General features: G+C 64.9%; 27 protein-coding genes and 1 pseudogene. 8 read left to right on the forward strand and 20 right to left on the reverse strand.

What is annotated here, in order from left to right:
- Window positions 1-10 precede the first annotated feature (10 nt).
- Genes NP_RS06120 through NP_RS06135 form a run of 4 tightly spaced genes read right to left on the reverse strand, consistent with a single transcriptional unit; the run spans window position 11 to window position 3,343 of the window.
- Window positions 11-1,042 (reverse strand): dipeptide epimerase, encoded by a 1,032-nt coding sequence (locus NP_RS06120; protein ID WP_011322957.1) that lies wholly within the window; start codon window positions 1,040-1,042, stop codon window positions 11-13.
- Complete coding sequence (locus NP_RS06125; protein WP_011322958.1) at window positions 1,039-2,049, reverse strand: DUF1611 domain-containing protein; 1,011 nt, start codon at window positions 2,047-2,049, stop codon at window positions 1,039-1,041. Before NP_RS06125 ends, NP_RS06120 begins: the two co-directional genes overlap by 4 nt.
- A 25-nt stretch (window positions 2,050-2,074) precedes the next feature.
- Window positions 2,075-2,953, reverse strand: coding sequence for a Vms1/Ankzf1 family peptidyl-tRNA hydrolase (locus NP_RS06130; RefSeq protein ID WP_011322959.1), 879 nt, complete (start codon window positions 2,951-2,953; stop codon window positions 2,075-2,077).
- A gap of 24 nt (window positions 2,954-2,977) precedes the next feature.
- Window positions 2,978-3,343, reverse strand: coding sequence for a DUF5802 family protein (locus tag NP_RS06135; protein ID WP_011322960.1), 366 nt, complete (start codon window positions 3,341-3,343; stop codon window positions 2,978-2,980).
- A gap of 217 nt (window positions 3,344-3,560) precedes the next feature.
- Here NP_RS06135 and NP_RS06140 point away from each other — a divergent pair, with 217 nt between their 5' ends.
- Both NP_RS06140 and NP_RS06145 read left to right on the forward strand, forming a co-directional pair.
- Entirely contained in the window at window positions 3,561-4,340 is a 780-nt protein-coding gene (locus tag NP_RS06140) for a hypothetical protein (protein WP_011322961.1), read from the forward strand.
- Window positions 4,341-4,400: 60 nt separating this feature from the next.
- Window positions 4,401-5,198 carry an ArsR/SmtB family transcription factor gene (locus NP_RS06145; RefSeq protein ID WP_011322962.1) on the forward strand — a complete coding sequence of 266 codons (798 nt, stop codon included), beginning with the start codon at window positions 4,401-4,403 and terminating at the stop codon, window positions 5,196-5,198.
- Between the two features lie 24 nt (window positions 5,199-5,222).
- Here the strand turns inward: NP_RS06145 and NP_RS06150 are convergent, their stop codons facing one another.
- Complete coding sequence (locus tag NP_RS06150; RefSeq protein WP_049939532.1) at window positions 5,223-5,741, reverse strand: hypothetical protein; 519 nt, start codon at window positions 5,739-5,741, stop codon at window positions 5,223-5,225.
- Between the two features lie 99 nt (window positions 5,742-5,840).
- Here NP_RS06150 and gatD point away from each other — a divergent pair, with 99 nt between their 5' ends.
- Together gatD and NP_RS06160 are read left to right on the forward strand one after the other, a co-directional pair.
- The gene (gene gatD, locus NP_RS06155) at window positions 5,841-7,085 is read left to right on the forward strand and encodes a Glu-tRNA(Gln) amidotransferase subunit GatD (protein ID WP_011322963.1); all 1,245 of its coding nucleotides are present in this window, start codon (window positions 5,841-5,843) and stop codon (window positions 7,083-7,085) included.
- The gene (locus NP_RS06160; protein ID WP_011322964.1) at window positions 7,085-7,984 is read left to right on the forward strand and encodes a GNAT family N-acetyltransferase; all 900 of its coding nucleotides are present in this window, start codon (window positions 7,085-7,087) and stop codon (window positions 7,982-7,984) included. The genes gatD and NP_RS06160 overlap by 1 nt, the downstream gene beginning before the upstream one ends.
- On the opposite strand, the gene NP_RS06165 is transcribed toward NP_RS06160, so the two are convergent.
- Genes NP_RS06165 through NP_RS06200 form a run of 8 tightly spaced genes read right to left on the reverse strand, consistent with a single transcriptional unit; the run spans window position 7,970 to window position 13,981 of the window.
- Window positions 7,970-8,344, reverse strand: a complete 375-nt coding sequence (locus tag NP_RS06165; protein WP_011322965.1) for a hypothetical protein — start codon at window positions 8,342-8,344, stop codon at window positions 7,970-7,972. The genes NP_RS06160 and NP_RS06165 overlap by 15 nt on opposite strands.
- Window positions 8,344-8,598, reverse strand: coding sequence for a hypothetical protein (locus NP_RS06170; RefSeq protein ID WP_011322966.1), 255 nt, complete (start codon window positions 8,596-8,598; stop codon window positions 8,344-8,346). The genes NP_RS06165 and NP_RS06170 overlap by 1 nt, the downstream gene beginning before the upstream one ends.
- Entirely contained in the window at window positions 8,599-8,880 is a 282-nt protein-coding gene (locus tag NP_RS06175; RefSeq protein WP_011322967.1) for a ubiquitin-like small modifier protein 1, read from the reverse strand.
- A gap of 22 nt (window positions 8,881-8,902) precedes the next feature.
- Window positions 8,903-9,289 (reverse strand): hypothetical protein, encoded by a 387-nt coding sequence (locus tag NP_RS06180; protein ID WP_011322968.1) that lies wholly within the window; start codon window positions 9,287-9,289, stop codon window positions 8,903-8,905.
- A gap of 38 nt (window positions 9,290-9,327) precedes the next feature.
- Window positions 9,328-9,633, reverse strand: a complete 306-nt coding sequence (locus tag NP_RS06185) for a hypothetical protein (RefSeq protein ID WP_049939533.1) — start codon at window positions 9,631-9,633, stop codon at window positions 9,328-9,330.
- A 42-nt stretch (window positions 9,634-9,675) separates the two neighbouring features.
- Window positions 9,676-11,433: an archaeosine synthase subunit alpha gene (arcS, locus tag NP_RS06190; RefSeq protein ID WP_011322970.1), complete on the reverse strand. Its 1,758-nt coding sequence runs from the start codon at window positions 11,431-11,433 to the stop codon at window positions 9,676-9,678.
- Window positions 11,430-12,992, reverse strand: coding sequence for a tRNA guanosine(15) transglycosylase TgtA (tgtA, locus tag NP_RS06195; RefSeq protein ID WP_011322971.1), 1,563 nt, complete (start codon window positions 12,990-12,992; stop codon window positions 11,430-11,432). The genes arcS and tgtA overlap by 4 nt, the downstream gene beginning before the upstream one ends.
- 59 nt (window positions 12,993-13,051) lie before the next feature.
- The gene (locus NP_RS06200; protein ID WP_011322972.1) at window positions 13,052-13,981 is read right to left on the reverse strand and encodes a KaiC domain-containing protein; all 930 of its coding nucleotides are present in this window, start codon (window positions 13,979-13,981) and stop codon (window positions 13,052-13,054) included.
- A 124-nt stretch (window positions 13,982-14,105) separates the two neighbouring features.
- On the opposite strand from NP_RS06200, the gene NP_RS06205 reads away from it, so the two are divergent.
- Window positions 14,106-14,918: an NAD(+)/NADH kinase gene (locus NP_RS06205; RefSeq protein ID WP_011322973.1), complete on the forward strand. Its 813-nt coding sequence runs from the start codon at window positions 14,106-14,108 to the stop codon at window positions 14,916-14,918.
- Window positions 14,919-14,975: 57 nt separating this feature from the next.
- Entirely contained in the window at window positions 14,976-15,905 is a 930-nt protein-coding gene (gene mptA / locus NP_RS06210) for a GTP cyclohydrolase MptA (protein ID WP_011322974.1), read from the forward strand.
- Here mptA and NP_RS06215 read toward each other — a convergent pair.
- The 6 genes from NP_RS06215 to NP_RS14685 form a co-directional block, all read right to left on the reverse strand.
- A complete protein-coding gene (locus NP_RS06215; RefSeq protein WP_011322975.1) occupies window positions 15,902-17,296 on the reverse strand; it encodes a PAS domain-containing sensor histidine kinase in 1,395 nt (464 codons plus the stop codon). The two genes, mptA and NP_RS06215, sit on opposite strands and share 4 nt — an antisense overlap.
- A 74-nt stretch (window positions 17,297-17,370) precedes the next feature.
- On the reverse strand, window positions 17,371-18,177 hold the full coding sequence (locus NP_RS06220; RefSeq protein ID WP_011322976.1) for a TrmB family transcriptional regulator: 807 nt from the start codon (window positions 18,175-18,177) through the stop codon (window positions 17,371-17,373).
- A gap of 156 nt (window positions 18,178-18,333) precedes the next feature.
- Window positions 18,334-19,950 carry a DUF255 domain-containing protein gene (locus NP_RS06225; RefSeq protein WP_011322977.1) on the reverse strand — a complete coding sequence of 539 codons (1,617 nt, stop codon included), beginning with the start codon at window positions 19,948-19,950 and terminating at the stop codon, window positions 18,334-18,336.
- Between the two features lie 51 nt (window positions 19,951-20,001).
- Window positions 20,002-21,690: a preprotein translocase subunit SecD gene (locus NP_RS06230; protein ID WP_011322978.1), complete on the reverse strand. Its 1,689-nt coding sequence runs from the start codon at window positions 21,688-21,690 to the stop codon at window positions 20,002-20,004.
- Entirely contained in the window at window positions 21,687-22,556 is an 870-nt protein-coding gene (gene secF, locus NP_RS06235; RefSeq protein ID WP_049939537.1) for a protein translocase subunit SecF, read from the reverse strand. Before secF ends, NP_RS06230 begins: the two co-directional genes overlap by 4 nt.
- 80 nt (window positions 22,557-22,636) lie before the next feature.
- Window positions 22,637-22,822 (reverse strand): hypothetical protein, encoded by a 186-nt coding sequence (locus NP_RS14685; protein WP_049939538.1) that lies wholly within the window; start codon window positions 22,820-22,822, stop codon window positions 22,637-22,639.
- Window positions 22,823-22,846: 24 nt separating this feature from the next.
- Between NP_RS14685 and NP_RS15160 the strand changes: the two are divergent.
- Window positions 22,847-23,548, forward strand: a pseudogene (locus tag NP_RS15160) (IS200/IS605 family accessory protein TnpB-related protein); the annotation flags it as partial.
- A 256-nt stretch (window positions 23,549-23,804) separates the two neighbouring features.
- Window positions 23,805-24,707, forward strand: coding sequence for a hypothetical protein (locus tag NP_RS06245; RefSeq protein ID WP_011322982.1), 903 nt, complete (start codon window positions 23,805-23,807; stop codon window positions 24,705-24,707).
- A 4-nt stretch (window positions 24,708-24,711) separates the two neighbouring features.
- On the opposite strand, the gene NP_RS06250 is transcribed toward NP_RS06245, so the two are convergent.
- On the reverse strand, window positions 24,712-25,173 hold the full coding sequence (locus tag NP_RS06250; protein ID WP_011322983.1) for an ArsR/SmtB family transcription factor: 462 nt from the start codon (window positions 25,171-25,173) through the stop codon (window positions 24,712-24,714).
- Window positions 25,174-25,317 lie beyond the last annotated feature (144 nt).

Here is a 25,317-nt window from a genome sequence, read left to right on the forward strand (position 1 = left end):
GGATGCCCCGCTACCGCGGGGCCACGCCGGTTCCGCAGTCGACCGCTCCGAGGTCGAACCGACCGTCGGAGACGGAGACCCCCTCGTAGGGGTCCGAATCGAGCAGTAACGACCCATCAAGGTCAGCATACGAGAGCAGCGGCAACAGCTGTGCCGCTGCGGCAATCGAGGCGTTCGTCTCGACCATGCACCCACACATCACGTCGAGTCCGTGGGCACGAGCCGTGTAAATCGCCTCGACAGCCGGCGTCAATCCGCCGGTCTTCATCAGCTTCAGGTTGACGATGTCGCAACTGTCGGCAACGGCCGGAATATCACCGGCAACAACGCACGATTCGTCGGCGGCGATGGGCAGCGGCGACTGCTCGTAGACCCGCCGCAGCCCTTCGGCGTTACCGGCTGCAACAGGCTGTTCGACGAACTCGACGCCGTAGTCGGCGAGGGCTTTGCAGTTTCGGACGGCCGCAGATGGTGTCCACGCTTCGTTCGCGTCGACGCGTATCGTTGCTTCGGGGGCGATTTCCCGCACCGAGCGTACGATGTCGCGGTCGCGCTCGGAGCCGAGCTTCAGCTTCAACACCGGATACCCAGCATCAACAGCCGCTTTGGCTCGCTCGGCCATTGTCTCCGGGTCGTCCAGCCCGACAGTGTACGAAGTCGGTGGACACGAGGCCGACGCGGAAAGCCCCAGCAGCCGATAGACCGGCTCGCCGAGCAGTTTCCCCGCCAAATCCCATAGTGCGGTATCGACAGCAGCCTTCGCCGCCGGATTATCGCCGGCGACAGTCGCCATCCGCTCGTGTACCTGGTTTCGGGCGTGTGGGTCGCCGATAGACTCGACAGCGTCGAGTAGCTCCGGTAGCAGTGCCGCGACGGTATCCGCCGTTTCGCCGTAATACCGGGCGGGGGCTGCCGCGCCGTAGCCGGTCGAACCATTGTGCTTGATGACAACGATAAGGTTCTCGACTGTCCGCTTCGTCCCACGGGAGATGGTAAACGGCGTCTCCAGCGGTAGCTCGACGCGTTCGATGCTGGCCTTCATAGCTGTTCGACAATCGGTGCCGCCGACTGTCGAACCGGGTCGACCACCGGGACGCCGAGTTCGTCGGCGTAGTCGTCGATAGCTGTCTCGGCCGCTCCGCCGTCGAGATGGGACGTATTCAGTGCCCCCCCAAGCAGCGTTGTCGGGGCGACGGGTTCCGCAAGCGACAGGTACTGGTCGGCAACCGCCGACGGTTCAGGGATGGCGAAGTCCTCGTAGCCGTGCACCCGCTTGCGGCCGGCCTCATGGCACAGCACCAGCCAATCGGGCTGTGTTCCGTGAAGCAGCCCGCAGGTAACAGGCGAGTAGGCCGGATGCAGAATCGAGCCCTGCCCCTCGACGAAGAGGTAATCGTGGTCCTCGGCCGCTGTCGCGACCAGCCGCTCTGCGGCCCCGGCGGTAAAGTCGCTGATGGTGCGGTCTATCGGAATGCCATCGCCGGCAATCATAATCCCCGTCTGGCCGGTCGGGACGAAGCCGGCATCAAGGCCGGCCTCACGAGCCGCCTCAACGAGTTCCAGCGTCGTCGTCATCTTGCCGGTCGAGCAGTCGGTGCCGACCGTCAGCACGATTTCCGCATCGAGGTCCCGGGCGATACCGTCGGCAACAGTGAGGTCCGCAGGAGGCTGTCGGACATCGCGGAGTTCGACGCCGTATTCATCGGCCAGTGACGTGAACTCCTGGTCGTCGGAGAGGAAATAGTGCAGCCCGGAGACGACATCGGCACCGCGCTCGATAGCTGTCCGAACGTCCGGCCGCCACGACGCATCGAAGCCGCCGCCGATGGGCGCGATACCGATGTACAGCGCGTCGAAGTCGGGCGCGTCGGCAGCCGACGCCACGACCGGTATTTCCGCGTCAATATCGTCGAGATGGTCGCCGACAGCTGTGCCGGCACGCTCGCGGTCGAGAACAGCGACGACGTCGTCGGTACCGTACCGGAGGACTCCAACCGCGGTTTTGGCTCGGCCGGGGAACTGCTCGTGGGCAAGAATTGCGACTCGCATATCTCACCACAGCCGGTGGGTGTACTTAAAGACCGTAGAGTCGGACGGACCAAAACTCCCTGACGGCGTCTTCAAGCGCCGGCTTGGGCTTGCCGGTCGCGTTGACCGCCGCCGTGGCGTCGGCATCGAATTCGCCGATTAGCCGGCGGTCACCGACGACGTAGCGACGCTCGGCGTCGATGTCGTCGAGTGCTGCCGACGCTTTCTTTATGTGCTTTTGTATCTGTTCGTCGCGGATGCGCTCGAAGCGCGACTGTGAAAAGCCGCCCTTCGAGTGGTCGCTTTTAACGTTGCTCGTAACCGTCCTGATGTCGACTCGCTCGTCGCCCTCGTAGACTCCAACGGCAAAGATGTCCGACCGGACGACAGCGAGCGCGTGCCGGCCGGTCGGTACAAACCACGACCGCTCAACCGTCGGCCGACCAGCCCATTCGACGAACGGTTCCGGCGCGACCGGCGGTCGGAGCGCGGTTGCGAGCACCCCGGCGTCGTCGACACAGACGAGACACGGGGCTGCCCGCCGGACCAGCGGCGTCCGGTCGCCGAGCTGCTCGGCGAGTTCATCCGGCACGTCGTCATCGACGTACGCGGTCAGCACACCCTCGGGCTTCGCCTCGAATGATTCTACCCGCGAGAGCACGGCATCGCGCCGTTTTCCGTGGAGTGTTTCTTTACGACGGAACCCGATTTCAGCCGACTCGGATTCCTGCTGGAGCTTCCCTTCGAGGTCAGCGATACGGTCTTCGAGCCGGTTTATCCGCTCCTGTGCGGCCTGCTTTTCGCTGACTGCGTCGGCACGACGCTCGCTTTCGGCCTCCAGCTGGGCCGCCAGCCGGTCCCGCTCGTCTTCGAGTTCGGCGATTTGCTCTTTGAGCTCCGTCCGGCCGAGAATGTCGTCGAGCATCGGCGGACCGACGGCCCGCGCCGCCTAAAATCCCGCGGGGCCGTCCGCCGCTCCGTCCGGCCGTGCCGGCGAGTCGGGAGCCAAGCCGAGCAGTTGCTTTGCGCGGTCGGCTTTCGCCAGCAGCACTTCTTGGAGCGTTGGCGGATTCTCGACGCCGGCCGCCGAAAGGGCCGATTCCGGGAGGCCAACGGTTCGGCCAGGGACATCGTCGGCGCTGTGAACCGGTACGTGTGCCGACCCGATTTTCATCACGAGGGGGGCCTCTTTCCCGTCGTAGAGCTGCTCGTTTACCTGCTCGTGGTGGTTCCGATGCATCACGGCGTGGTCACCGCCGTACGGCTCAACGTAGAGCCGCCCGAGGTAGTAGCCGCTTGAGAACTGTTCAAACATGCCGCTACATGTGTGTTAGATATTGTCACACATAAGCGTTTGCCGTGTCACTTTCATCGCCGTGCGAGTCGACTTTTTATGTCACCCCGGCTGCCGGTCTTTCAGCCCTTCTGCCGCATAGCTCCCCCGCAGTCGTCGGATTTAACGGATATAAACGGTCCTGAACGGTCCGAACGGTGGTCGGGTTTTTATATATTCGCTAGCGGAGTCAGTAGCAATGAGTGGGACCGCACTCCGCGTTGGGGTACTCGCCATACTGCTGGCGGGGGCAATCGCGCTCGGGGGGTTCGCCGCTGCCCCGACCGCCGCACAGTCAGTTTCAGAGAACGCCTCCGTCGGCGCGGAAATATCCGCCTTCATGCAGACGACCGACGCGGCGACCGAACGAGACGTTGACGACGGCATGTTCGAGACCGCGTTCGACCGTGCTGAAGACCGGGCCGAACGGGAGGCGCTCGTCGAGCAGCGCCGCCAGCACCTTCAGGACCGTTTCCAGCGGCTCGCCGACCGACGCGCGACACTCGGTGCGGAGCCAACCGTTCGTAACCGCTCTCTCGCTGCCCGCATCGACGCGGGTGCAAGCGGAATCGAGCGCTCAGTGAACCACACCAAGCGGTCCGCAGCCGACGCAGGTGTCGACGCCGAGTCGCTCGACGAACTCCGGGCGAACGCCAGCCGGCTTCGAGGCCCGGAAGTAGCCGAACTCGCCCGCGGACTCGCTGGGCCGCCGGATGACCGTGGCCCGCCCGGAGAGCGCGGCCCCTCGGATGGCGACAGCGCAGGCCCTGGAGCCGGCGATAGGGGGCCGGGAACTGACGAGGAGGCACGTGGCGGCCCAGCAGAGCGTGGTGGCCCCGGCGGGGGTTCGGCTGCTGAGTCGACACCGGACGAACGGTCCGACGCGGACCCTGACGCCCGCGACAATCACGCCGATTTCACTCCCGACGGACCGAGTGACGGCCAGCCCGGCGACCGGCCCGGCGGTCCGCCCGCATAGCTGGTCTGGCCGCGCCGGGTCGCGTCACCCTTTTTCCCTCTCGGACCGAACTGGTAGGTGATGGACTCCGCCGCACTGCTGGACCTCCTCGGAAACGAAAACCGTAGACGCATCCTGCGGCTACTGGCGCGGCGGCCCTGTTACGTGACAGAGATCAGTGATTACCTCGGCGTCAGCCCGAAGGCGGTCATCGACCACCTCCGGAAGCTCGAGGAAGCCGGCCTCGTCGAATCACACGTCGACGACGGCCGCCGAAAGTACTTCTCTATCGCCCGGAATCTCCGGTTGGAGGTCAACGTGACCCCGTACGATTTCGGCACGAAAAGCGCCTACTCGGCGTCGCCGAACCTCGATATCACGTCTTGGAAGCACGTCTCGCTGCACGTCGAGCGGGCCACGCAGGCGGCGGCCGAACTGAACAGCGAAGAGGAGACTGAAGACACAGATATAAGAACCGACGCTGCCGGCGCATCCGACAGTCCCCCAGCCGATGTGGCCGACGGCGCATCCGACAGTGATTCTCCCGGTGATGCCGACCAGCCACCGAACGCGGACCTCGCGGGGCTCGCGGCCGACCTCGAACAGCTCGAACGGCTGGAAAACGAACTCTCGATGGCCCAGCGGTGGGTACAGGGCCGTCTCACAGAGACGCTCGACCGCATCAGCGACCATTTCGACGGCGTCGACGGCCGTTTCTACGCCGAGCTCCTCCGCGGTCTCGCGACCGGTCCCGAGCCCCCAGACCGGCTCGCACAGCGGGTCGATGCACCGCCGGACGTCGTCGCCGACGCGCTGGAGGGGCTAGCAGCCCACGGCGTCGTCGAACGCGACGGCGACCAGTGGCGGCTCAACGTCTGATACAGGCCGCTGGATGCCGCCGCGCTATATTTCTCTCGTCAGCCCGTCCCTGAGGTCGCGGCCGAAGTACGCTCCGAGAAGGCCGGCAGCCGCGCCCCCGAGGCCGCCGAGGATAGTCAGCGAAATCCCGAAGCCGCCGAGCACCGCAACGACCGCGAAATCGAGGAACGTACTCGCCGCGACCGCACCGCCCCCCGCGGCAGCCACCTCGGCGTACCGCCGTTCGTTGACGACGAAGCCGAACAGGAACGCCGCCGCGAAGACGCCGACCAGCCCGGCCCCCGGAAGCGGCAGGAACGTACTCGTCGCAAAGAGGCCGACCGCAATCAGCGCGAACGCGATGAGGAACGACCGCGGGGAGAAAAGCGACGTCGCCTTCGACTTCGCCCGGCCGGTGAGTCCGGCGTCGGTGCGGTCGGCGTCGGTGGTTTCGGGCGTTTCTGCCCCGCCGGCGTCGCCGAGCGCATCGCCGGTGCCGAACTCCAGCGACTCTTCGCTGACATCCCCCGAGCGGTCGCGGGTCGTGGTCCGGTCGCGGCTCATAGTTGCCTTGTAGGACGCCAGCGGTATCGGTCTTTCCCAGTCGGTCTCATGTCGCCGCGAAGGGAGGCTTTCAAGTCCGCCCGCGCGGTACCGGCTGGTATGAACCCCGGGGACCGCGTCCGCGTCGACCGTGCCGACGTTACCTACGAGGGCGTGCTCATGCCCTCGACGACCGACGAACACCTCGTCGTCAAGCTTGACGGTGGCTACAACGTCGGCATCGACCGCGCCGACGCCGACACAGAGGTACTGGAGACCGACACCTACGACGTTGCTGAGGCCCAGACCGCCGAAGGAACGTCCGAGATTACCTTCGAAGACGACTTGCCGACGGTGTCGCTCATCTCGACAGGCGGCACAATCGCTTCGACTGTCGACTACCGCACCGGTGCGGTAACGGCCCAGTTCGACGCTGAGGACGTCCTCCGCGCCGTCCCCGAACTCGCCGGCCGCGCCAACTACCGCGGCCGCGTCGTCGCGAACATCCTCTCTGAGAATATGACGCCGGAGGTCTGGCAGGAGCTCGCCGAGGCGGTCCGCGAAGAGATCGAAGCCGGCGCGGACGGCGTCGTCGTGATGCACGGCACCGACACGATGCAGTACACCGCCGCTGCGCTGTCGTTCATGCTTGATACGCCGGTCCCCGTCGTCTTCACCGGCAGCCAGCGCTCCGCCGACCGCCCTTCCTCGGACAACGTGATGAACGCTGTCTGTGCCGTCGAGGCTGCGACCGCAGACCACTCGGAGGTGCTGGTCTGCATGCATGCGACCGAATCGGACGACAACTGCGCTCTCCACCGTGGCACCCGCGTCCGGAAGAACCACACGTCGCGCCGGGACGCCTTTGAGACGGTCGGCGCGGAGCCGCTCGGCAACGTCGACTGGGAAACCGGCGATGTGTCATTCCGCCGCCCGGTCGCCGACCGCGGCGACGCGGACCCGCGGCTCCAGGGCGAGCTGAACACGGATGTCGAACTCGTCACGTTCGTTCCCGGAACCGATGCCGACCGGCTTGCTGTCGCCGAGGGCGCGGACGGCCTCGTCATCGAGGGGACGGGCCTCGGCCACGTCAACACTGACTGGATAGCCCGTATCGACGAGCTAACCGACGATGGGACAACCGTCGTGATGACGAGTCAGTGTATCGAGGGCCGCGTCTGCGACCGCGTCTACGACACCGGCCGAGACCTGCTTGATGCGGGTGTCATTGAAGCCGGCGACACGCTCCCGGCGACCGCCTACGTCAAGCTGATGTGGGCGCTCGAACACGCCGACAGCGTCGCCGAGGCAATGCAGCGTCCGCTTGCCGGCGAGCTACAGGAGCGGTCGACACCCTGGACCTGATGGCCGATATTGCTGTCCGACCGGCCCAAGCCGACGACTACGAAGCCGTCGCCGCGTTCACTGCCGACACGTGGCAGCGGCTGGACGGCGACTACATCCCCGACGTCTTCGACGAGTGGGTCGCATCCGACGGTCCCACCCAGCGGACGCTCGTAGCGACCGTCGAGGACCGTCCGGTCGGGCTTTGTCAGGGCGTGTTGCTCTCCGAAGACGAGGCGTGGGCACAGGGGATGCGCGTCGACCCGGAGTACCGCGGCCGCGACATCGCCCGCCGACTCGTTACGGGGGTCTTCGAGTGGGCAGCAGACGCCGGCGCGACCGTCTGCCGAAACATGGTGTTTTCGTGGAACGAGGCGGGCCTTGGGCTCTCCCGGTCTGTCGGCTTCGAGCCGCTGGCGTCGTTCCGCTGGCTGGAGCCGACACCGGATGCCGACGCCGACTGCGGGCTGGCTGTCGACAGTACCCCCGACGCAGCGTGGCGCGGCTACCGCCGTAGCGACGCCTGCCGACGCCTGTACGGGCTCGGACTCGACACCGACGAACCGTGGGCGCTGGCGGAGCTGACACGCGAGCGGCTGGCGGCCGTCGAACGCCCGCTCGTCGTCGCCGATGACGACCACATTAGAGGTGTCTCCTACCGAGTGCGAACGACCGACGAAGAAACCGATGACGGCGAATCGGTCAGCCGCGCCGAATACGGCGTCGGCGCGTGGAACGACGCCGAGGCGCTTTCGGCGCTTTCGGCCGCTGTCGCTCGTGATGCAGCTGCCGCAGGCGCAGACCGAACGCGGCTGCTGGTCCCCGAGACGCCGCGGCATATCTCCGATGCGGCCGCCGTCGGCGTTGCAGCCGCTGATGCGCCCGACTTCGTGCTCGAACGGGAACTAACCCGGTACTGACTGTTCTGTACCGATGACGACGACCTCTCGCAGCTCCAACGCCGCATCGAACTCCTGTCGCCGGTCGAGGTCGCCAGCGAGCTGTCCGAGCTGTTCACGATGGGCGCGGCGGAGCGCTCGCCACGCCTGGTCGTCGAGACCCCATTCATCGCCGAGCGTCTGCCAGTGGCCCTCCTCGACGAGAAAAACGGTCCGGTCGTCGTCGTCGTGGACACACTCGTAGCGACGGCGGTACGCATCGCGGCGGTCCGCGAGCCGCGACTGGGCGTCATCGACGAGCTTCGGAAGCTGCTCGCCGGAAACAGACGCTTTTGCGGCCGCGAGTACGAGGGCGTTGCCGTCAAGTGGGTCCCCGCTCATCAACCGCCCGCCCTGACCGCCTTCCGCTCGAAGGCCTCGATGACGGGGTCGAGCTCGTCGCGGTCGCCCTCGAAGCGGATTTCGACCTCGGAGAGCCGTATCGACCCTGCCGGCGACACGGTCCGGGCATCGAGCGTTGCCGCCCAGCCGTCGCCCTCAACGCGGCTCTCACCGTTGTGCTCGCCGCCGAGCCCTTCGAGATACGAAATCGCCAGCCGCTTCGAGATACCGCGGAACGTGCGTGTTTCCTCCATCTATCCGCCCGCGACCGGTGGAAAAATGCTCAACCGGTCGCCGTCGGAAAGCTCCGTCGCAGTGCCATCGAGGTGGACGACCTCCCGGCCGTTCCGCAGGACGGTCAAATGCGGCTGGATGTCGCCATCGTCGTCGAGGATGTCGCCGGCAAGCTCGGGGAACTCGTCTTCGACAGCCGCGAGAACGTCGCCGACGGTCGCTTCCGCATCGAATGTCCGTTCGATTTCTTTCGTCCCGACGGCCTCACGGAACGTCGCAAAGAACCGGAGTGCAAGCTGCATACCCGTCCTTCGACCGCTGGCCCTATAAATCGGACAGGCGGATGCCGTCCTCGACGAGCCGCGCGTTCCGCTCGCGGTCCAGCTGGGCGGCCAGCCAGTCGTGTTCGTAGAGCTGTTCGATGCAGTCGGCATACAGATTCCGCCAAGCGATGGCGTAGATGGGCGACTGTCCCCACGCCCGTAGCTCCGGGACGAAGGCGTGGAACCGTTCGATGCGGTCCTCGAAGTGCTCGACGAGGTCGAGTATCGCCTCGGCCGCCTCGCCCTCGTCGGCAGCCGCCTCAATGAGCCGCTCGAGACGGGCGTTGTATCCCTCGATTGCCCTGTGCATGTCCTGTGCGGCTGCGCCGTCGTCGTCCGGCAGCGACTCGACGAGCGGCTGTGGGACGCCGAGCTGTATCTCGTCCATGCTGGTTGGTGGCAGCCGCCGATAAAAAAGCTGACCCGCTAGTGCTCCTGTGCGGCTGTCTGAAGTAGGTCTGAGGACCGAATATCTGATTGGCCATGCTCGGCCCGCGTCTCACGGACCTCGTCTGCAACCGCTGGCTCAATATCTGCTGCCGGCGGCGCTGAGAGTGCCTCATCGACGGCTTCGCCTGCCGACCCGGCGGCAGCAACGACAGCGTCACCGGCGTCGTCAACTGGTCCGATGCCAGTCCCGACAACGCCGCCCGCGAACGCAAGGCTGACCGTGCCGATGAGCACGAACAGGAGTGCGATGAGGAGCTTGACAGCACCGAGTGCTGAGGGCACTATCCTCATTTCGGACGCTGGTGAAAAAAGTGTTCGGCGGCGCTACTGTTTTTCTTCACAGTGTCGAACATCGACGGCGACACCGCGAGTCGATTCTGCCATCGCACGGCCGTGGGCTGCCGCCCGGCCCACGCCGACCGCCTTCGGTCCCTCGAAGACGACCTCGTCGCCGGGGCGAATCGACCCGTCAGCGTCGAGAACGCCCGGTGCGAGCACGCTACCGCTGGGGACGAAGGCATCGATAGTGACCGTCTTCGTCGGGACATCGCTTTCCTGCCACGCCCGCGCGCCGGCCATCGACAGCGAGAGCGTCCCGTACTGGGGGACCATCGCCGCCAGTTGCGTGCCGTCGGCGTCGGTCACCCGCAGCGAGGGGTATCTGCCACCGGTCTCGATGCCGGGGCCGAACACCGCATCGCCCGCTCCGGGGCCGAATTGATAGTCGGCGATAGCCCGCACCGTTGCCGCCTCGCGGGTCTCCTTCCGATAGGCGTCCTCGCCGGAGAGCGCCTCCGAAAGCGCCGAGAGCGACTCGCCGGTCGTCGGGTGGTCGGTCGCCGTGTACTCGAAGCTGATACCGAGGCTGTCTTCGACCCGCTCGCAGATATCCCGATAGCCGTCGCCGGTCACATGGGCGATGTGGCGGTCGTAGTTGGCCCGCTCGAGGTAGCGTTCGAGAACGGAGGCGACGAAGTCGATTTCCGTCTCCGTCCACCGGCCGGTGACGACGCTGTCGTAGTGCTGTGCCGGATAGGTCGTCTCTAGCTCGTTCGGGACAACGCCGATGGGCGAGGTCATCGAGACGACGTGGCCGCGATACTGGATGGCCCGCATGAACTGCTCGTGGCTCTGGGATTCACTGTAGGGTTTCCGGGCCGAGCACGGCACCAAGACGAGTGGAGCCTCAAGCCGCCGCTCGTAGCGGCTCGTAACCCGGTCGGCGAATCGCTGAATCTCTGGCCGCCGGAGGGCGTCGTCGCTGGCTGCCAGTAGCTCGCCTCGCCGGAAGACTGGCGTCCGTTCTTCGATGTAGCTGTACTGCTGGTCGAGTCGCCGGAACGCCGCCGTCAACCACGCTTCGTGGCGAGCCTGCCCCTCGATGTAATCGCGGAGGCGGCCGTCGCTGATTCGCGTTCTGACCCGCGACAGCTCCGCCCGGAGCATTGCGGCGTTGTGGTCGGCGCAGTCGCTTCGGGTAAACGCCTCGCGTCCGCCCTGACAGGCCGGACAGGCACACGGGAGTTCTTCGAGGTCTTCGAGAAAGGCCTCGCCGTCGGTCGTCAGGTAAAACCCCTCCAGACCGCGCGCTCGCGCCCGTTTCTCGTCGACGAGGTCGACACCGGCGTAGACGAGCGTCGCGACGTTGGCCGGCGTCGCCACACCGGAGAGGTAGAGCGCGGCGTCGTCGGGGATTGCCTCTCGGACAGCCACAACGGCCTCGACAAACGCCGCTGCATGCCCGACGTAGCCCGGTGCACCGGCCAGCACGTAGGCGTCGGTCCCGTAGTCGTTGGCCGTCTCCGGCGAGACGACGGCCGCGCTGGGGGAGGATACGTTCGGCTGGTCAGTCTCGAACGCTTCGGCGACCGTCTCATCGGTGCCGGGGGGCAGCGCCCGGTGAGGCAAGACAGTCAGCGCCGATTCGTCGCCGTCCGGGACAGACTGGTCGGCATGCCAGAGGCTCCCAGCGTCGGTAACGATGTCGTCGACAGCGGCCGGCGTCCGGCGCGACTCGTCGAGCCGCAACTCGCCCCGGCGGGCGGCGCAGTCGCGGCCGTGAATCTCGAAATACTCGGTCATGCGTTTTCGTCCTCGCCGGGCGGGTAATCCTCCTTCGGTTCGTCGCCGTCCATGTCCGACTGGGCGCTGTCTCGTTCCGGGTGGTCGCTGTCTGCACCTAAACGCAGCAGCTCCACCCCGTCGGGTAGCGAATCGAGCGCCGCGTCCGGCCAGCCCCAGTGTGCGACGGCGAACTCGGTCTCGGGATGGTCGTCGACGAGCCGGCGGACGCCCTTGGCGGCGGCCTCGTAGGCCCGGTCATCGAGCCGCTCGGGGAGTTCGGCGGTCAAGGGGTAGCTGTCAGACAGTGCCGGCGGAAACGGACCGAAAGGCGGCTGCAGCCGCCAGGTCTCGTCGAACCGGCTGTTGTCGCCGCCCTCCGACAGGAGCACGCGGTCGCCGTCGACGGACAGCCGGCTGAGCCGGTCGTGATGCCGTTTGACCTCCGGTCGGCGCGCCGACTCACCGGAGAGATAGAAGAACGACCCTTTGGAGACGGGGTCGTCGCGTTCGAGTTGGTCGGCCGCCTCCAGCAGCGCCCGGTAGCCGTCGACCATCGCAGGGTGGCCGCGAGCGCGCCGCTCGACGAGCTCAAGGAGGTTGCCCTTCTTGATGGCCTGCTTTATCGTCCGCAGTTCCTGGAAGCTGACGTGGAGGTTGTGTCGGGCCAGCAGCCGCTCGCGTTCGGTGTCGTCTTCGGCTTGTAGCTCTGCCGGCGTGTGGTCAGCACAGACCGGACACGAGCAAGGCAGATATTCGAGGTCATCGAGGTGGTCGGTGCCAGCGACGGTGAGATAGCGGTCGTCGCGGGCATACAGCGCGTAAGCGGCCGAGTCAAACAGGTCGCAGCCGGCGGCGACTGCCAGTGCGAACATCATCGGATGGCCGGCTCCGAACAGATGGACCGGAGCGTCCGCGCCGAGTCCTCGCTTCGCTCCGAGAATGGCCTCAATCATATCTCCGTACCGGTAGCTGTTCATCAGCGGCACGACGGCCCCAACGGGGAAGACATCGAGAGTCGTCCCGTAGGCGTGTTCGGCCGCCTCCTCACGGAGGTCCGGGTAGGTGCCGCCCTGCACCGGTGCGTTGACCAGCATCTCGCCGGTGTCAACCGTCTCAGCCGCTTCGAGCCGCGCCTTTGTCGTTTCGAGGTCGGCAGCCGTCTGCTCGCGGCTGGCTTCCGGCGGCGTCGGGATATCGACCGGAGTGCCGATGTCGGAGCCGATGTCGCGCTGGAACCGGAGTATCTCCTCGTTTGTGACCGATATCTCGCCGTACTCGGAGAGCTGAAACGAGCCCGAGTCGGTCATGATGGCCCCCGAGAAATCGAAGAGGTCGTGTAGTCCGTCCGCAAGGGCGCGTTCACGGTATTCGTCGCTGCCGTAGAGGATATACCCGTTAGTGATGAGAATCTGTGCCCCGAACGTCGATTCCAGCTCTGCCGGGGCTATCGTCCGGATATGTGGGTTGACGACCGGCAAAAGCGCCGGTGTCTCGACGGTGGTGCCTGCCCGCGGAACGGACAGCTCGCCGATACGGCCGGCGGCATCGCCGTCCCGACGTTCGAAAATATCGCGCATGTCACAGCACGGGGGCCGGGCCTAATAAGCCGATTGAAGCCGAGCGCGACCGGACGCTGTCAGAAGATGCTCGCCTGCTGGTAGACGGAGATGCCGTCGCTGGTAATCTCGTAGGGCTTTGTCTCCCGGGAGTGGTTGGCGTTCCGTATCTTCTGTATCTCGACGGCCAGTCTGGTTTCCTTGAAGTCGGAACGAACGTATTGGAGGACGAAGACGGCGTCCGTCAGATACTCGATGATGCCGTATTTCGAGGTGTAGGAGTCGGTGTCGCTGACCTCGCTTGTGACCATTGTGCTAATGCCGGCAGACTTCAGCGCTTTCGTGAAATCAAAGACCTCTGTCCGGCGGGCCGACTGCTCGTCGTACATCATCTCCAGCAACGACACCGAGTCGAGAACCAGTCGCTCGGCCCCGAAGGCGTCGATAAGCCGCGGCAGGTCTCCGCGAATGGACGTGAGGCTGTTCGCCATCTCGATGGGGTCGAGGTCAACGACAGCGAGCTTGTTCTCGGCCATGTACTCGTCGAACGGCCAGCCCTTCTCGGTGGCGGCTCTGCGGACGGCGTCTTTTGTCTCCTCAAGTGTGATGTAGACGCCGCGTTCGCCGTTTTCGATGCCCTCGTTGAGGAACTGCAGCCCGAACGTCGTCTTCCCGGTCCCGGCAGAGCCCATCACGACCATCAGCGACCGCTCGGGAACGCCGCCCTGAATCATGTTGTCGAGGCCGTTGATGCCGAGGTCGATGCGGGGGATGTCGGAATCAAACTCCTCGTCGAACTCCTCGCTGCCGCCGCTCCCGGCATCGAAGGCACTTTCGAAGTCATCGGTGCTTGGCCCGTCGCCCCCGATTTCGCCGTCGAAGGCGCTCTCGAAGTCGTCGGTGCTTGGACCATCGTCGGGGCTATCCTCGGTGTCCTGCTCGAACCAGTCGTCGTCGCTCATTGTCCACCCGCGCTCGGCTCGCGCATACCGACAGTTAACGGCCTCCATTGTTAATGTTGTCCGCTCTGTTGCCGAACAGTCAGCCGGTGGACGCCGACCGTTGATGACCGCCCCACTGACCCGCAGCCGGCTCCGGGGGGCTTTTAGTCACGGGGCAGCCAACGGAGGGACAATGGAGTTGGGCATCGTTGCCAAGCGGGAGACGCCGCGTGCCGTCGAGCTCGCCGACCGCATCCGACGACACGTCGACGTTCCCGTTACGCTCGACAATCTCACGGCCGACGAACTCGACGCGAATGGGACCGATGTCACGTCGCTTTCGGCCTGTGACTTGGTTGTCTCTATTGGAGGCGACGGCACGTTCCTGTTTGCCGCGCGCGAGGTGTCACCGACCCCCGTCCTCGGCGTTAACCTCGGCGAGGTCGGCTTTCTGAACGCCGTTTCCCCGGAGGAGTGTGTCGAAACCGTCGCTGGCGTCGTCGAACGGATGCAGGCGGGCGACGCGGAGCTACAGGAGCTACCACAGCTGCAGGCAACCGGCCCCGGACTGTCCCTACCGGCCGCAGTCAACGAGGTCGCGGTACTGGGGCCACAGCGCGGCCGCGACAACGGTCTTGACATCGACGTTCGCGTCAATGGCGAGGGCTACTCGTCGGGCCGCGCCGACGGCGTACTCGTCTCGACGCCGACCGGCTCGACAGCGTACAACCTCAGTGAGGGCGGTCCTATCGTCCATCCCGATGTGTCCGCCTTCGTGGTCACCGAGATGTGCGCCGAGTCGTCGATGCCGTCGCTTGCGGTCCCGACAGACCGGACTATCACCGTCCATGTCGACGGGGCTGACCACGCCGTCGTCGCCGCCGACGGCCGGACGCGTTCACAGGTTGCGCCGCCCGCCGAAATAACGCTTGCAGTCGCCGCTGACCCGGTCCGTATCGCCGGACCGAAACTCGAATTCTTTACGGCGCTCGACAAGCTCGATTGAAGCCGCGGGCTGCCACTTCCAAAAGCCATAATGGGGCTGCGAGCCTCCCTATTGCCAATGAGCCAACAGCTGCCGGACGTACAGGCGTCGAGCCCGGACGTGAGCGTCGGGCTTTCCCGTGTCGGCGTCACCGGCGTCGAAAAGCTCGTCAAACTCCACCGCCCGAACGACCGCCCCATCGTGCTGATGGCCGAGTTCGATGTCTTCGTCGACCTCCCGAGCTGGCGGAAGGGGGCCGACATGAGCCGGAACATGGAAGTTGTCGACGAAATGCTCGAAGAGGCTGTCTCCGAGCCCGCCCTTAGCGTCGAGGATGTCTGTGGCGATGTCGCCGAGCGACTCATCGAGAAACACGACTACACGACACAGGCCGAGGTCCGCATGGAGGCCGAGTATATGATTCGCGAGGAGACGCCGGCGACCGACCGACCGACGCAGGCGACCGCCGACATCATCGCCTCGGCGACCGCCGACGAGGACGGCAACACCCGCGAAGAAATCGGCTGCCACGTCGTCGGCATGACGGTCTGTCCCTGTTCACAGGGGATGAGCGAATCCCGCGCCCGTGATGTCCTCGAAGGACTCGATGTCGACCGCGACACCATTGACGCCTTCCTCGAGGAGGTCCCTCAGCCCGGCCACTCCCAGCGCGGCCACGCCACGCTGACAGTCGAGACCAGCGGCGACCCCGATGTCGACCTGCGGACGCTTATCGACATTGCCCGCGACTCGATGAGCGCCCGCATCTACAATCTCGCAAAGCGCCCCGACGAAGACCATATGACCTTCGAGAGCCACAGCGACGCGAAGTTCGTCGAAGACTGCGTTCGCTCGATGGCAAACGGGCTTCTTGAGGAGTACCCCGACCTTCCGGATGACACAATCGTCCGGATGGAACAATCCAACGACGAATCGATTCACCAGCACAACGCCCACGCCGAGCGCGTCGCCGAGTTCGGGCAGCTTCGCCGGGAAGTCCGCGACTAGCGTTCGGCCTGTGGCAACGATAGCGTAACGACGTTCCCCTCGCCGTCAGCGCGCCGGCCGAATGTGAGCTCCCCGTCAGAGAGGTCGGCGACCCAATACACCAGCCACAGCCCGAGCCCGGTTCCGTGGTTAATAGCCGAGAGGTCAGCCTCGGTAAACAGCGGTCGGATTTCGTTTTCGGGTATCGGTGGTCCGTTGTCGATGATGTTGATGGTGATTCTTTCCCCCTGACACTCAACGACAGCCGTCACCTCCGCGGCACCGTCGGCGTGCTGGATGGCGTTTTCTAGCAGCTCCGCAACCGCTTGGTTGATTTTGGGGATGGCCTCAGCAACGGCAGTTGACGGCTGTCGCAACTTGATAGGAACCTCCGGATAGCGTTCCCGCGCGTTTTCGACCGCCGTTGACACGCAATCAGCAATGTCGACAGTCACCGTTTCGTTGGCCCCCGAGAGGACCTCAACGACCTCGCGTCCTTTCTCGGCGGTGTTCAGGAGGTCCGTCGCAGAATCGATGACTGTTCCCATGCCGGATGGGGCGTCCGGGTGTGCCCCTCTCTGGATGAGTTCCGCGTGGCCGAGTACGATGTTCATCGTGTTCCGGATGTTGTGTCGGAGTAAATCGTCAAGCACCCGAAGCTGCCGCTGGCGGCGATAGCGGTCTGTCACGTCCCGTGCCGTCCCGACAATCCGGACAACATCACCGTCCTCAAAGATGGGTTCGGCGCGAACCCAGACGCGACGACGGAACGAGACACTCGGGTCGACCCAGTACTCCATCTCGACCGACTCGCCGCCGGCGAGGCGCTCCATCCCATCCCGGGCCTTCGACCTGTCCTTGGGACGGATGCCATCGAGGAACCGCTCGGGGTTTTCTCGAACCTCCGCCGTTGGTTGCCCCCAGATGTCCTCGTAGGCATCGTTGACAAACAGCATCTCGTCCCAGTCAGCCGAGACCGTCCAGAGCACGTCGTTCGTGTTGGCGGTCAACTCCTCCAGCCGCGTCCGGAGTTCGTTACGCTGTCGCTCGGCGCGCTTCCGCTCGGAGATGTCGTGGGAGCTGGCGACGTAGCCGTCGAAATCCGGCAGCTTCCGGTTCGACAGGCGTGTTTCGAGCCACACCCACCCACCATCAGCGCTCCGATGACGGTACTCGACTGTCTCGGACGCGCCTTCAGGAGCCGAACGGAGTGACTCAAAGCGCGCCTCCATCTCCGGCCGGTCGTCGGGGTGCATGCACTCGAAGGTGTTCAGGCCGACGAACGCATCGGGGTCGTACCCCAGCAGCCGCGACACCGCGTCGTTGGCGTACTGATAGGTCCCTGCCTCGTCGATAACGACAATTTTTGCCTGACTGTGGTCGAGCAGCGACGCCAGGGTCTCTGCGTCCATCAAGGCTCTGTGCTAGAGGTTTACACGGGGGCGTAATTTGTGTTTTGGTGCCCTCGGAAATACGAAAAGGGCAGTCAGAAGGTGAGCTCTTCGGCCTGCTCCCACCGCGGTTCGAACTCGCTGCGGACGCTCTGGGCGAATTCCCGGTCTTTGAGGTCTATCATGGCAAAGACCTCTCGGTTCTTCAGCGGATGCGGGACCTCGATGGTTACTTCGTTGTCGTCGATGAGCGTGAACGTTCCCGTGACATCCTCGCTGATGCAGACGGTGAACCGCTCGTTTTCGGTCAACGAGGTCCGGTAGCGCTCGCCGATAGACTCGGGCAGCACGGACATGACCTCCGGCCGCATCAGGAGTCGGACGTCGACGCCGCGGTCCATCGCATCGGTGAGCTCGTCGAGAATGAGCGTTCCGACCGTATCGATGTCGAAGAACTGCTCGATGTAGCTGGAAAGCACCATAACCACCTCGGAGTCGGCCGCTGAAATGCGTTCCATCAGCAGGTCGACCGTCTCGTCCGGCCCGACAGCGGCGGTCCAGAAGGTGTCCTCTACTGGCTCGGCGGTTTCCAACTCGCCGCTGAGTTCGTCGACGATGCTCTCGTATTGGTTTGCCTTTTCGTCGAGTTCGCGCTTTTTATCCTCCAGCAGCCGGTCGAGCGCCGTCGACGGCTCGACGGCGACGTATTTTTTCGGCCGCGAGGCCGACTGCGAGCGGACGAGGTTGTACTGCTCGATGCTGTTCAGCACGTCGTAGATGCGGCCCATCGGGACATCGCTGACACGGGACAACTCCTTTGCCGTCGTCGGCCCGGTCTTCAGGAGCGCGCGGTATGCACGGGCTTCGTACTCCGAGAGCCCGAGGTCTCTGAGACTTGCCATTAGTCCCCGTTCACGGGCCGATGGTATAAACGCATCGGGAGTTTAGGCAATGTTTGAGTTGTTGTCGGCTATGCGGAGGTACGAGCGGTCGAACGGCCTGTTTCCAGTCGTTCTGCTCGCTACTGTGCTTGCGTACAACAGGCTCTGTCGACTGCCTTAGGGTGCCGGCCCCGACGCCGCGCGGTCGAGGAGCTCGTCGGGGGCTTCCGCCGGCGCGCTCGTTTCGCCGCTTCGGACGACGACGGCTGTCTCCCGGTCTTCCGGCACGACGACCTTTTCATGGTCGGCGATCCGGAGCGCCGCCCGATGGAGGTCGCTGCCGGCCGGCGGCGTCCGAACGACGACCGGGTCGTAGTGGGCACGTGCCGCCGCGGTCGCATACTGGGCGACCTCGACGCCCATTCGTTCGTAGGCTCCTGCGAAGGCTGCGATTGCGTCGGTCGCGGCCGTCATGTAGCGGTCATCGCCGGTGAGCCCCCACAAATCGAGCAGCGCGTCGGCGAACTCGGCGTTCGTCTCTAGCGGATACAGCGGTCGGCCGAGCAATCCGGCTCCGGTCGGGTCGCCGTCACGGAAGGAGCCGTCGGCCGTCTTGAGGCGGTCGATGGCGTCGTCAGCGATGGCCCGGGCCGGCTCCAGCCAGCCGTCAGGGCCGGTTACCTGCGCAGCGGTCGTTAGCCCAGCCAGCAGCCGGGCATGGTCGGCCAACAGTCCGGTCTCGCTTGCATCGTCTGCAAAGTGGCTGACGTGGCCGTCGTCGACGAGCGTCTCGAGGACGTGGTCGAGGGCGCGCTCGGCGTACCGTGCCGGGCTGTCGTCGTCGGTGAGCGCTGCAATCTCAAAAAGCGCCTCGGCGGCCATCCCATTGCGGTCGGCAAACACTGTCTCGTCGACGTGGGGCGGTTCGGCATTCTCGCGCTCTGTCGGCTCCAGCGTGTAGTAGTCGCTTGCGGCCTGGCTGCCAGCAAACGCCTCGCCGGCCCATGCGGTCGTCGTGAGATAGTCGACGGTCCGCTCGGCGCTTTGCAGGTAGGCCTCCTCGCCCGTATAGAGGTAGCCGTGGGCGAACGTCGAGACGAGCGCGGCGTTTTCGTCGACGAGCTTTTCACGGTGTGGCTCGCCCCAGCTTCGGGTTTCGGCGAACCGATAGAAGCCGCCGTCGTAGGTGTCGAGCAGGTGGGTTCGAATCGCCTCCAGCGTCCGCGTTGCCCGCTCGCGGTCCCGCTTGAGCGCAAACGAGACGGTCCGTGGCAGCGGGAACTTCGCGCCCGTGCCCCAGCCGCCGAACTCGTCGTCGAAGGACGCAGCCACCTGTTCGACCATGTGCGCCTCGATGGCGGCCGTTACCTCGCCAGCCGGCCGGTCGTCGTCGGACAGCGACCGTGGCACGCGGCCAGCAGCCCCGCCCTTTGCGTCCCACGATTCGCGGACGCTGTCGAGGACCTGCCGGAAGCCGTCGCGGCCGAGATACGTCGCCCCCGAGAGCACTTCGCCGTCTGGCGTCAGAAAAACCGTCGTCGGGAACCCGCCCATGTTGTATCGCTCGCGGACGCGCGGGTGTTCGTCGACGTTGACCCGTACCGGAATGAAGCTCTCGCCGATGTTGGCGGCGAGCTTCGGGTCCGAGTAGACCTCCTCGTCCATCCGGTGACACCAGTCACACCACGGCGCGGTCAGCGAACAGAGTATCGGCGTCTTCTCGCGGTCGGCGCGGGCGAACGGTTCTTCGCCCCACGCGTGCCAATCGACGAGTGTCCCGTCGCGAAAGGTCATACTCCGGCTTTCGGCGGCGGGCGGGAAAGAGCTTCGAAAACGGCGGTTCGGTTAGTCGTCCTCCAAAACGAGAATCCGGAGGATGTCGCCGTATGCGGGCCGCGTTATCAGCACGCCGATGAGGACACCAACGATGGTGATGATGGCAAAGCCCTGCAGGTCACCCAGCGAGAGGACCGCAAGCGGCGACATGGCGAGGATTGTTGTCGCCGCCGCGGCCCCGATAACCCAGAAGGCCTTCTTAAACCTCGATTCGAACACCTTTGAGGTGCTCACATCACCCTGTTGCATGATTTCATCCGCGATTATCACGAGGTCGTCGACCCCGGTACCGATGACGGCGATGAAGCCGGCGATGTGAGACAGGTCGAGCGGTAAGCCTACCGCGGCCGCAAAGCCAAGCAGGATGTACACCTCGGAGCCGGCGGTCAGCAACATCGGCGCGGCGACCTCGGGCTTGCGGTAGCGGAAGAAGACCATCACGGCGACCGCGAAGATAGCCGCAGCGCCAGTCACAAGCGACAGCGCTTTGAACCGCTCTGCGAGGCTCGGCAGCAGGAAGAACGACGTGCCGCGGTTGTCGATGTCCAGCTCCGTTCGGAGCGCGCCAGCGCGCATGTTGATTTCGAGGTCACGGGCGTCCTCGAAGGAGGTCGTCGTCGTTCGGTAGGAGGGGTCATCGTCGAAGGCCCCGCTGGCGAACGACGACGAGAGGTTCGGATTCACGCCTGCCGCGAAGACGACCTCGCCGTCGAGGACCGTCATCAGACAGCGGCCGGGTTCGTCGTCCAAGTTCTCCTCCAGCGAGCGGCTGAGGTCGTAGTTACAGCGGACGCCGCCGTCCTGGTCGAATCCGTGGTCGCGCATCGCTTGGCCGAACCGGGGGCCGGCCTGTTCGTCGAGCCGAATCGGGACGTAGTAGCCGTCGTCCTGTCGTGCCTGTCCGATATCAGCGAGGTCGTCCTGGTCGAGTAGCGACCGAGTCTCGTAGTCACCGTCGTCTCCGGGGAACAGCGCCCAGATTTCGACCTGTCCCCGCTCGCCGATGAGGTCAACGACCGTCTCACGGTCGGCGCCCGGTACCTCGACAACCATGAACTGCTGGCCGGGGGCGCTTACCTGTGCGGCCGACCCGCCGCCGAGGCCGCGTTCGCGGAGTCGGTCGTTGAGGACATCCTCGACGCCGTCTCTGGTGTCGCCGGTAACGCCCATCCCGACATCGCCGGTGTCAACACTGTAGCCGGCTTCCTGCATCGCCGCAGCGAAATCGCTCCGTTCGATGCCGCCTACGTATTCGTCTTGGAAGACCTCGACGGTACCGTCCTCGGCATCGGCTCGGACGTCACCGGTCCCGAGGTCCAGTTCGTCCTGTAGTGTCTGCTCGATGTCGCCCTGTTCGTCAGGGCCGAACTCGAGGTTCGAGACGGTCATCCCGATAAAGGGTGCCCGCACCTGTGTCCCGCCGGACAGTTCTAACCCGAACTGGAGGTTCGTTATCTGTGAGGCGGTCGCGACATCACCGTTGACCTGCCCGACGGGTTGTTCGCCATCCGGGTCCCCGTCGGGCTGTGCGGCTTCCATCTCGTCGCCCTGCTGTTCGCCCTCTATCTCCGGTGCCGCGTCGCCCGTCGGCTCGTCGGCCGCGTCGTCACCGAGTGGTCCGAACAGGGCGACTGTACTTATCAGTACGAAGACGACAAGCAGCCAGATACGCCAGTGTTTCTTGAGTTGCAGATTCATTTTGCGATTCCCTCGTACTTGTAGTAGCGGAGCAGGCTCACGTTGAGCAGGTAGGTGTTCATCAGGTCAGCCAGCAGCCCGAACACGAGGATGAGGCCGACATCCGGCAGCAGCGGGATGCCGAGCAGCGAAGCGACGACCGTCATCACTATCATCGCCGCGATAGAGGTGACCGTCATCGTCACACCCGTCCGCATCGCACGGAACGTCGAGGTATAGAAGTCCCCGTGTCGCCTGAGCACGTGGTTGTTCAAGAGCAGGTCCGAGTCGACTGAATACCCGATAAGCATCAACAGCGCTGCGACCGTCCCAAGCGTCAGTTCGATATCGAAGAGTCTCATCAGCGCCAGCGGAATCATGATGTCCGAGAAGGCAGAGGCGATGACGGCGATGGACGGGACGAACGTCCGGAACATCGCCGCCACGAGCAGTGCCATGCCGGCGAAGGCGATGGCTATGCCGAACAGTGCCTGCTGTTGTGAGTCGGCGGCGAAGCTCGCGGAGCGTTCGCCTTCCTGTTGTATCTCATAGCCGGCAGCCTCTGCCTGGGCGACGAGGTCGCCGAGGTCGTCGTAATCGCCCGACTGGAACTCGATAATGTAGGTGTTACTCGTCGGCGAGCCGACCTGCGTTATCGACTCGACGGGTTCGTCGAACTGCGCTTCGATCTCAGCCTGCGAGTCGGTGGTTTCGACTTGGAGCTCCGCGCCGCCCGTGAAATCCATCCCGAGGGCGACCGGCGACCCCGTCACCACCGTCGCGACAGCAAGAATCGCGAGCGCGAACGCCAGCACGGCGAGCGGAATCGTCACGAGCTGGCGGTTGGTGTAGTCGGAGTAGTCGACTTTCGGTACCGACAGGTCCATGCGTTCCGATGTGAATCCCCCGTGAATAAGGGTTGTCGTTCGCGTGTCGAAAGGGTCGACCCGCTTCAGGCGGGCGGTCCTCACCACCGGATGTCTACCGGGAGGTTCCGGACCACCGTCCGGCGGAACCGCCGAGAGACGGCAGTAAGCACGAGGAAGTAACAGCCGGCCCCGAGCGCAACCAGCGCAGCAACAGCCGGAAGGAGCCACTCGAAGAGCCCAGCGCGTTCGAGCGCCCACCGGAACAGCAGCACGGCACCGGCCATGACGGCCGCCGCGCCTTCGATGCCGTAGACTTGGACGAGCGCAACGTCGCTCTCAGCGCCCTTGACCGCGGGACAATGCGGACGAAGGGCACGCTAGCCTTGACTAAGGACGAATCAAACAGGAACGCCGACGCTATCACACCATTACCACCCGCTGTCGGGAACACGGAAAGACGGGTATCCACCGAAAACCCAGTGACAAAGAAGAGCGGTTCATCGAGTGGGTGTTGCATCGACTCTCCCATGCTGTCGTGGGGCTCGCAGGGCAGTTCTTGAGCCCAGTCATCGTGTTCGAAGATATGGGCGGTATTCGCGACGAAATGCAGTACAGTCGTATATGAGCTAGCGGTTGCACAAGCTCCCGTTCCTCAAGTTCGAGACATCCGTCTCGTACAAGGCAATGTGGCGAGAGATTCCGACGGACACCGTGGGCGCCTACCACAACTCGAAGACGTGTTCGTGCTGTGGTGAGCGCGGTAGTCGGCAGTGACGGCGGTTACGGTGTCCAAACGACGAGTGTGACGTGGTGCAAGACCACGCTGACGAAATGTTCCGGTGAACATTGTGTGGCGTGGGAGGGCGAAACTTGACCGTAACAAAATGAATTACCGGACGCACAAAACTCAACCACGAGCTCGGTTGGTGCGTCTGTCCGGTTCGGGGCGCGTAAACCGCCCAACCTCATCCCTTTGCCTCGCGGAACAGGGAGTGCTACAGCACGGCTGAGGGAACTACAAAAGCTCGAGCCACCGCGTCAGAGGCTGTTTTACGAAGAGAAACAGATGCTCTCGCCGCGGTCAGTCGTTAAGCGCCCAAACGAACGACTCGGCGTGCGAAACCTTGCTATTAACATTCTGTCCCCGAGAGGGCTGTAACTAAAGTATGCACCGTCCAGTACAAACGTAAAGGATGGTCAAGAGCGCTCGAACCGACCGACAGAGGTTTGCTAACCCCCTCCGTAGCGGTGCTGGACCGATACTGAATGTCATCCGGCACCGAGCGCGACCCGTCACGTCCACCGGCGGTGAGACGGCGTGAGGACCTCGACGGCTGTGGCTGTCTTCGCTGCCGCGGGCTCGATTACGCGGTCGTCAGCCGTTCGTTCGGCGCGGCGTTCATCTGGGGCGGCCGACTCCTTCGGCGGCGGCCGTCGGTCCTGCTGGTGTTTGTCCTCGTCGGCGTGGCCCAGCAGCTTTCGCTGCTCGTGCCAATGGAACCCGGCATCGCTGCCGCGTTCGTCGGTATTGCGGGCGTCTTCTTCGGACGGGGGTACGCCGGCCTTGTCGGGGCGGGCGACCTCCGCGGGTCGGACGCTCGATTCCCACCGGTGGTCGCGGCAGCGACCCGACTGCCGGCGGCACTCGGTGCCTTCGGCGTCGCGGCGCTCGGTGCGGCGGCTGTCGCTGTTGGGCTTGTCATTGCTGGCTCCCGTGCCGGCCCGGCGCTCGCGACGACGCTCGGGGTCGGCGGCGGCCGGGTCTTCGATGCGCTCGTGTTGGCGGCGGCTGTCGGTGTCGTCGTTTACGTCCTCGTCAAGTGCTGTTTCGTCCCTGAAGCGTGTTTCATCGGTGGGTACGGGCCGCTCGAGTCGATACGGGTGAGTTGGGCGTTGACGACGATGCACCGGCGAAAAGCCGTTGCACTAACCGCCGGACTGGTCGCCCTGTTTGCTGTCAGCGTGGCGCTCGAAGCCGGCGTCGACGCCGGCCGGCCGGTGGTTATCTCGGTGACATTCGCTGGGACGACCGTCCCGGTCCGGTCGATTGGGCTCTCGACCGCGACGGTCCCGCGGCTCGCGGCTGACGCCGGGCTGTCGGCGGTGTACTATCTGGTCTTTGCACACCAATACGTGCAGGGACTGGTCGATGAAGCGGCTGCCGTCTGAGCGGCTACTGGCCGAACAGCTCCCGAACCGTATCCGAGGCGCTCTTCCAGACGGCGATGAGCGCCGCTGGTGCGCCGACGCCGGCGACGAGGCGCTCTATCGCCTGCCGAACCCGTGGCCGGTTTTCCTCAGTGCCGAGCACAAGCACCGTCGGGTCGGCGGCGACGGCATACACGTCCATTTCCCGGCCCTTCTCCGAGTAGCAGACATCGACGACCTCGATGAGTTCGGCTTCCCGAAGCTTGTCGAGGTGGTAGCCGGCGTTCTGCAGCGAGAGCCCGAGCCTCTCGGCGACCTCGGAGGCCGTACACGGCGCGTCGTTCAGCACACAGAACACATCGCGGGTCGTCTCCGCCGAGAGCGCACCGAACAGCTGTTCGGCGCGTTCGTCGTCGACATAGAGGACTGCGGGGTCGCCGCTGCGTTCGGGTGTCTCGTCCGTTCGTGTCGGCAGGAGTCTACTCATGGTGTCGTCGGACTTGCCGGCGGTCCTGTTTCCAGTTCCGGCGTGTGAAAGCATAGTCGTCCCGGTTGCTAAAACGTTGGTTTTACCCACTCCGTCCGGTCCTTTCGCCGTCGCAGCGCGGCGGCGGCCGAGGCGTCGGGCTTT

The organism is Natronomonas pharaonis DSM 2160 (assembly GCF_000026045.1).
In the GTDB taxonomy this organism is placed as follows: Archaea; Halobacteriota; Halobacteria; order Halobacteriales; family Haloarculaceae; genus Natronomonas; species Natronomonas pharaonis.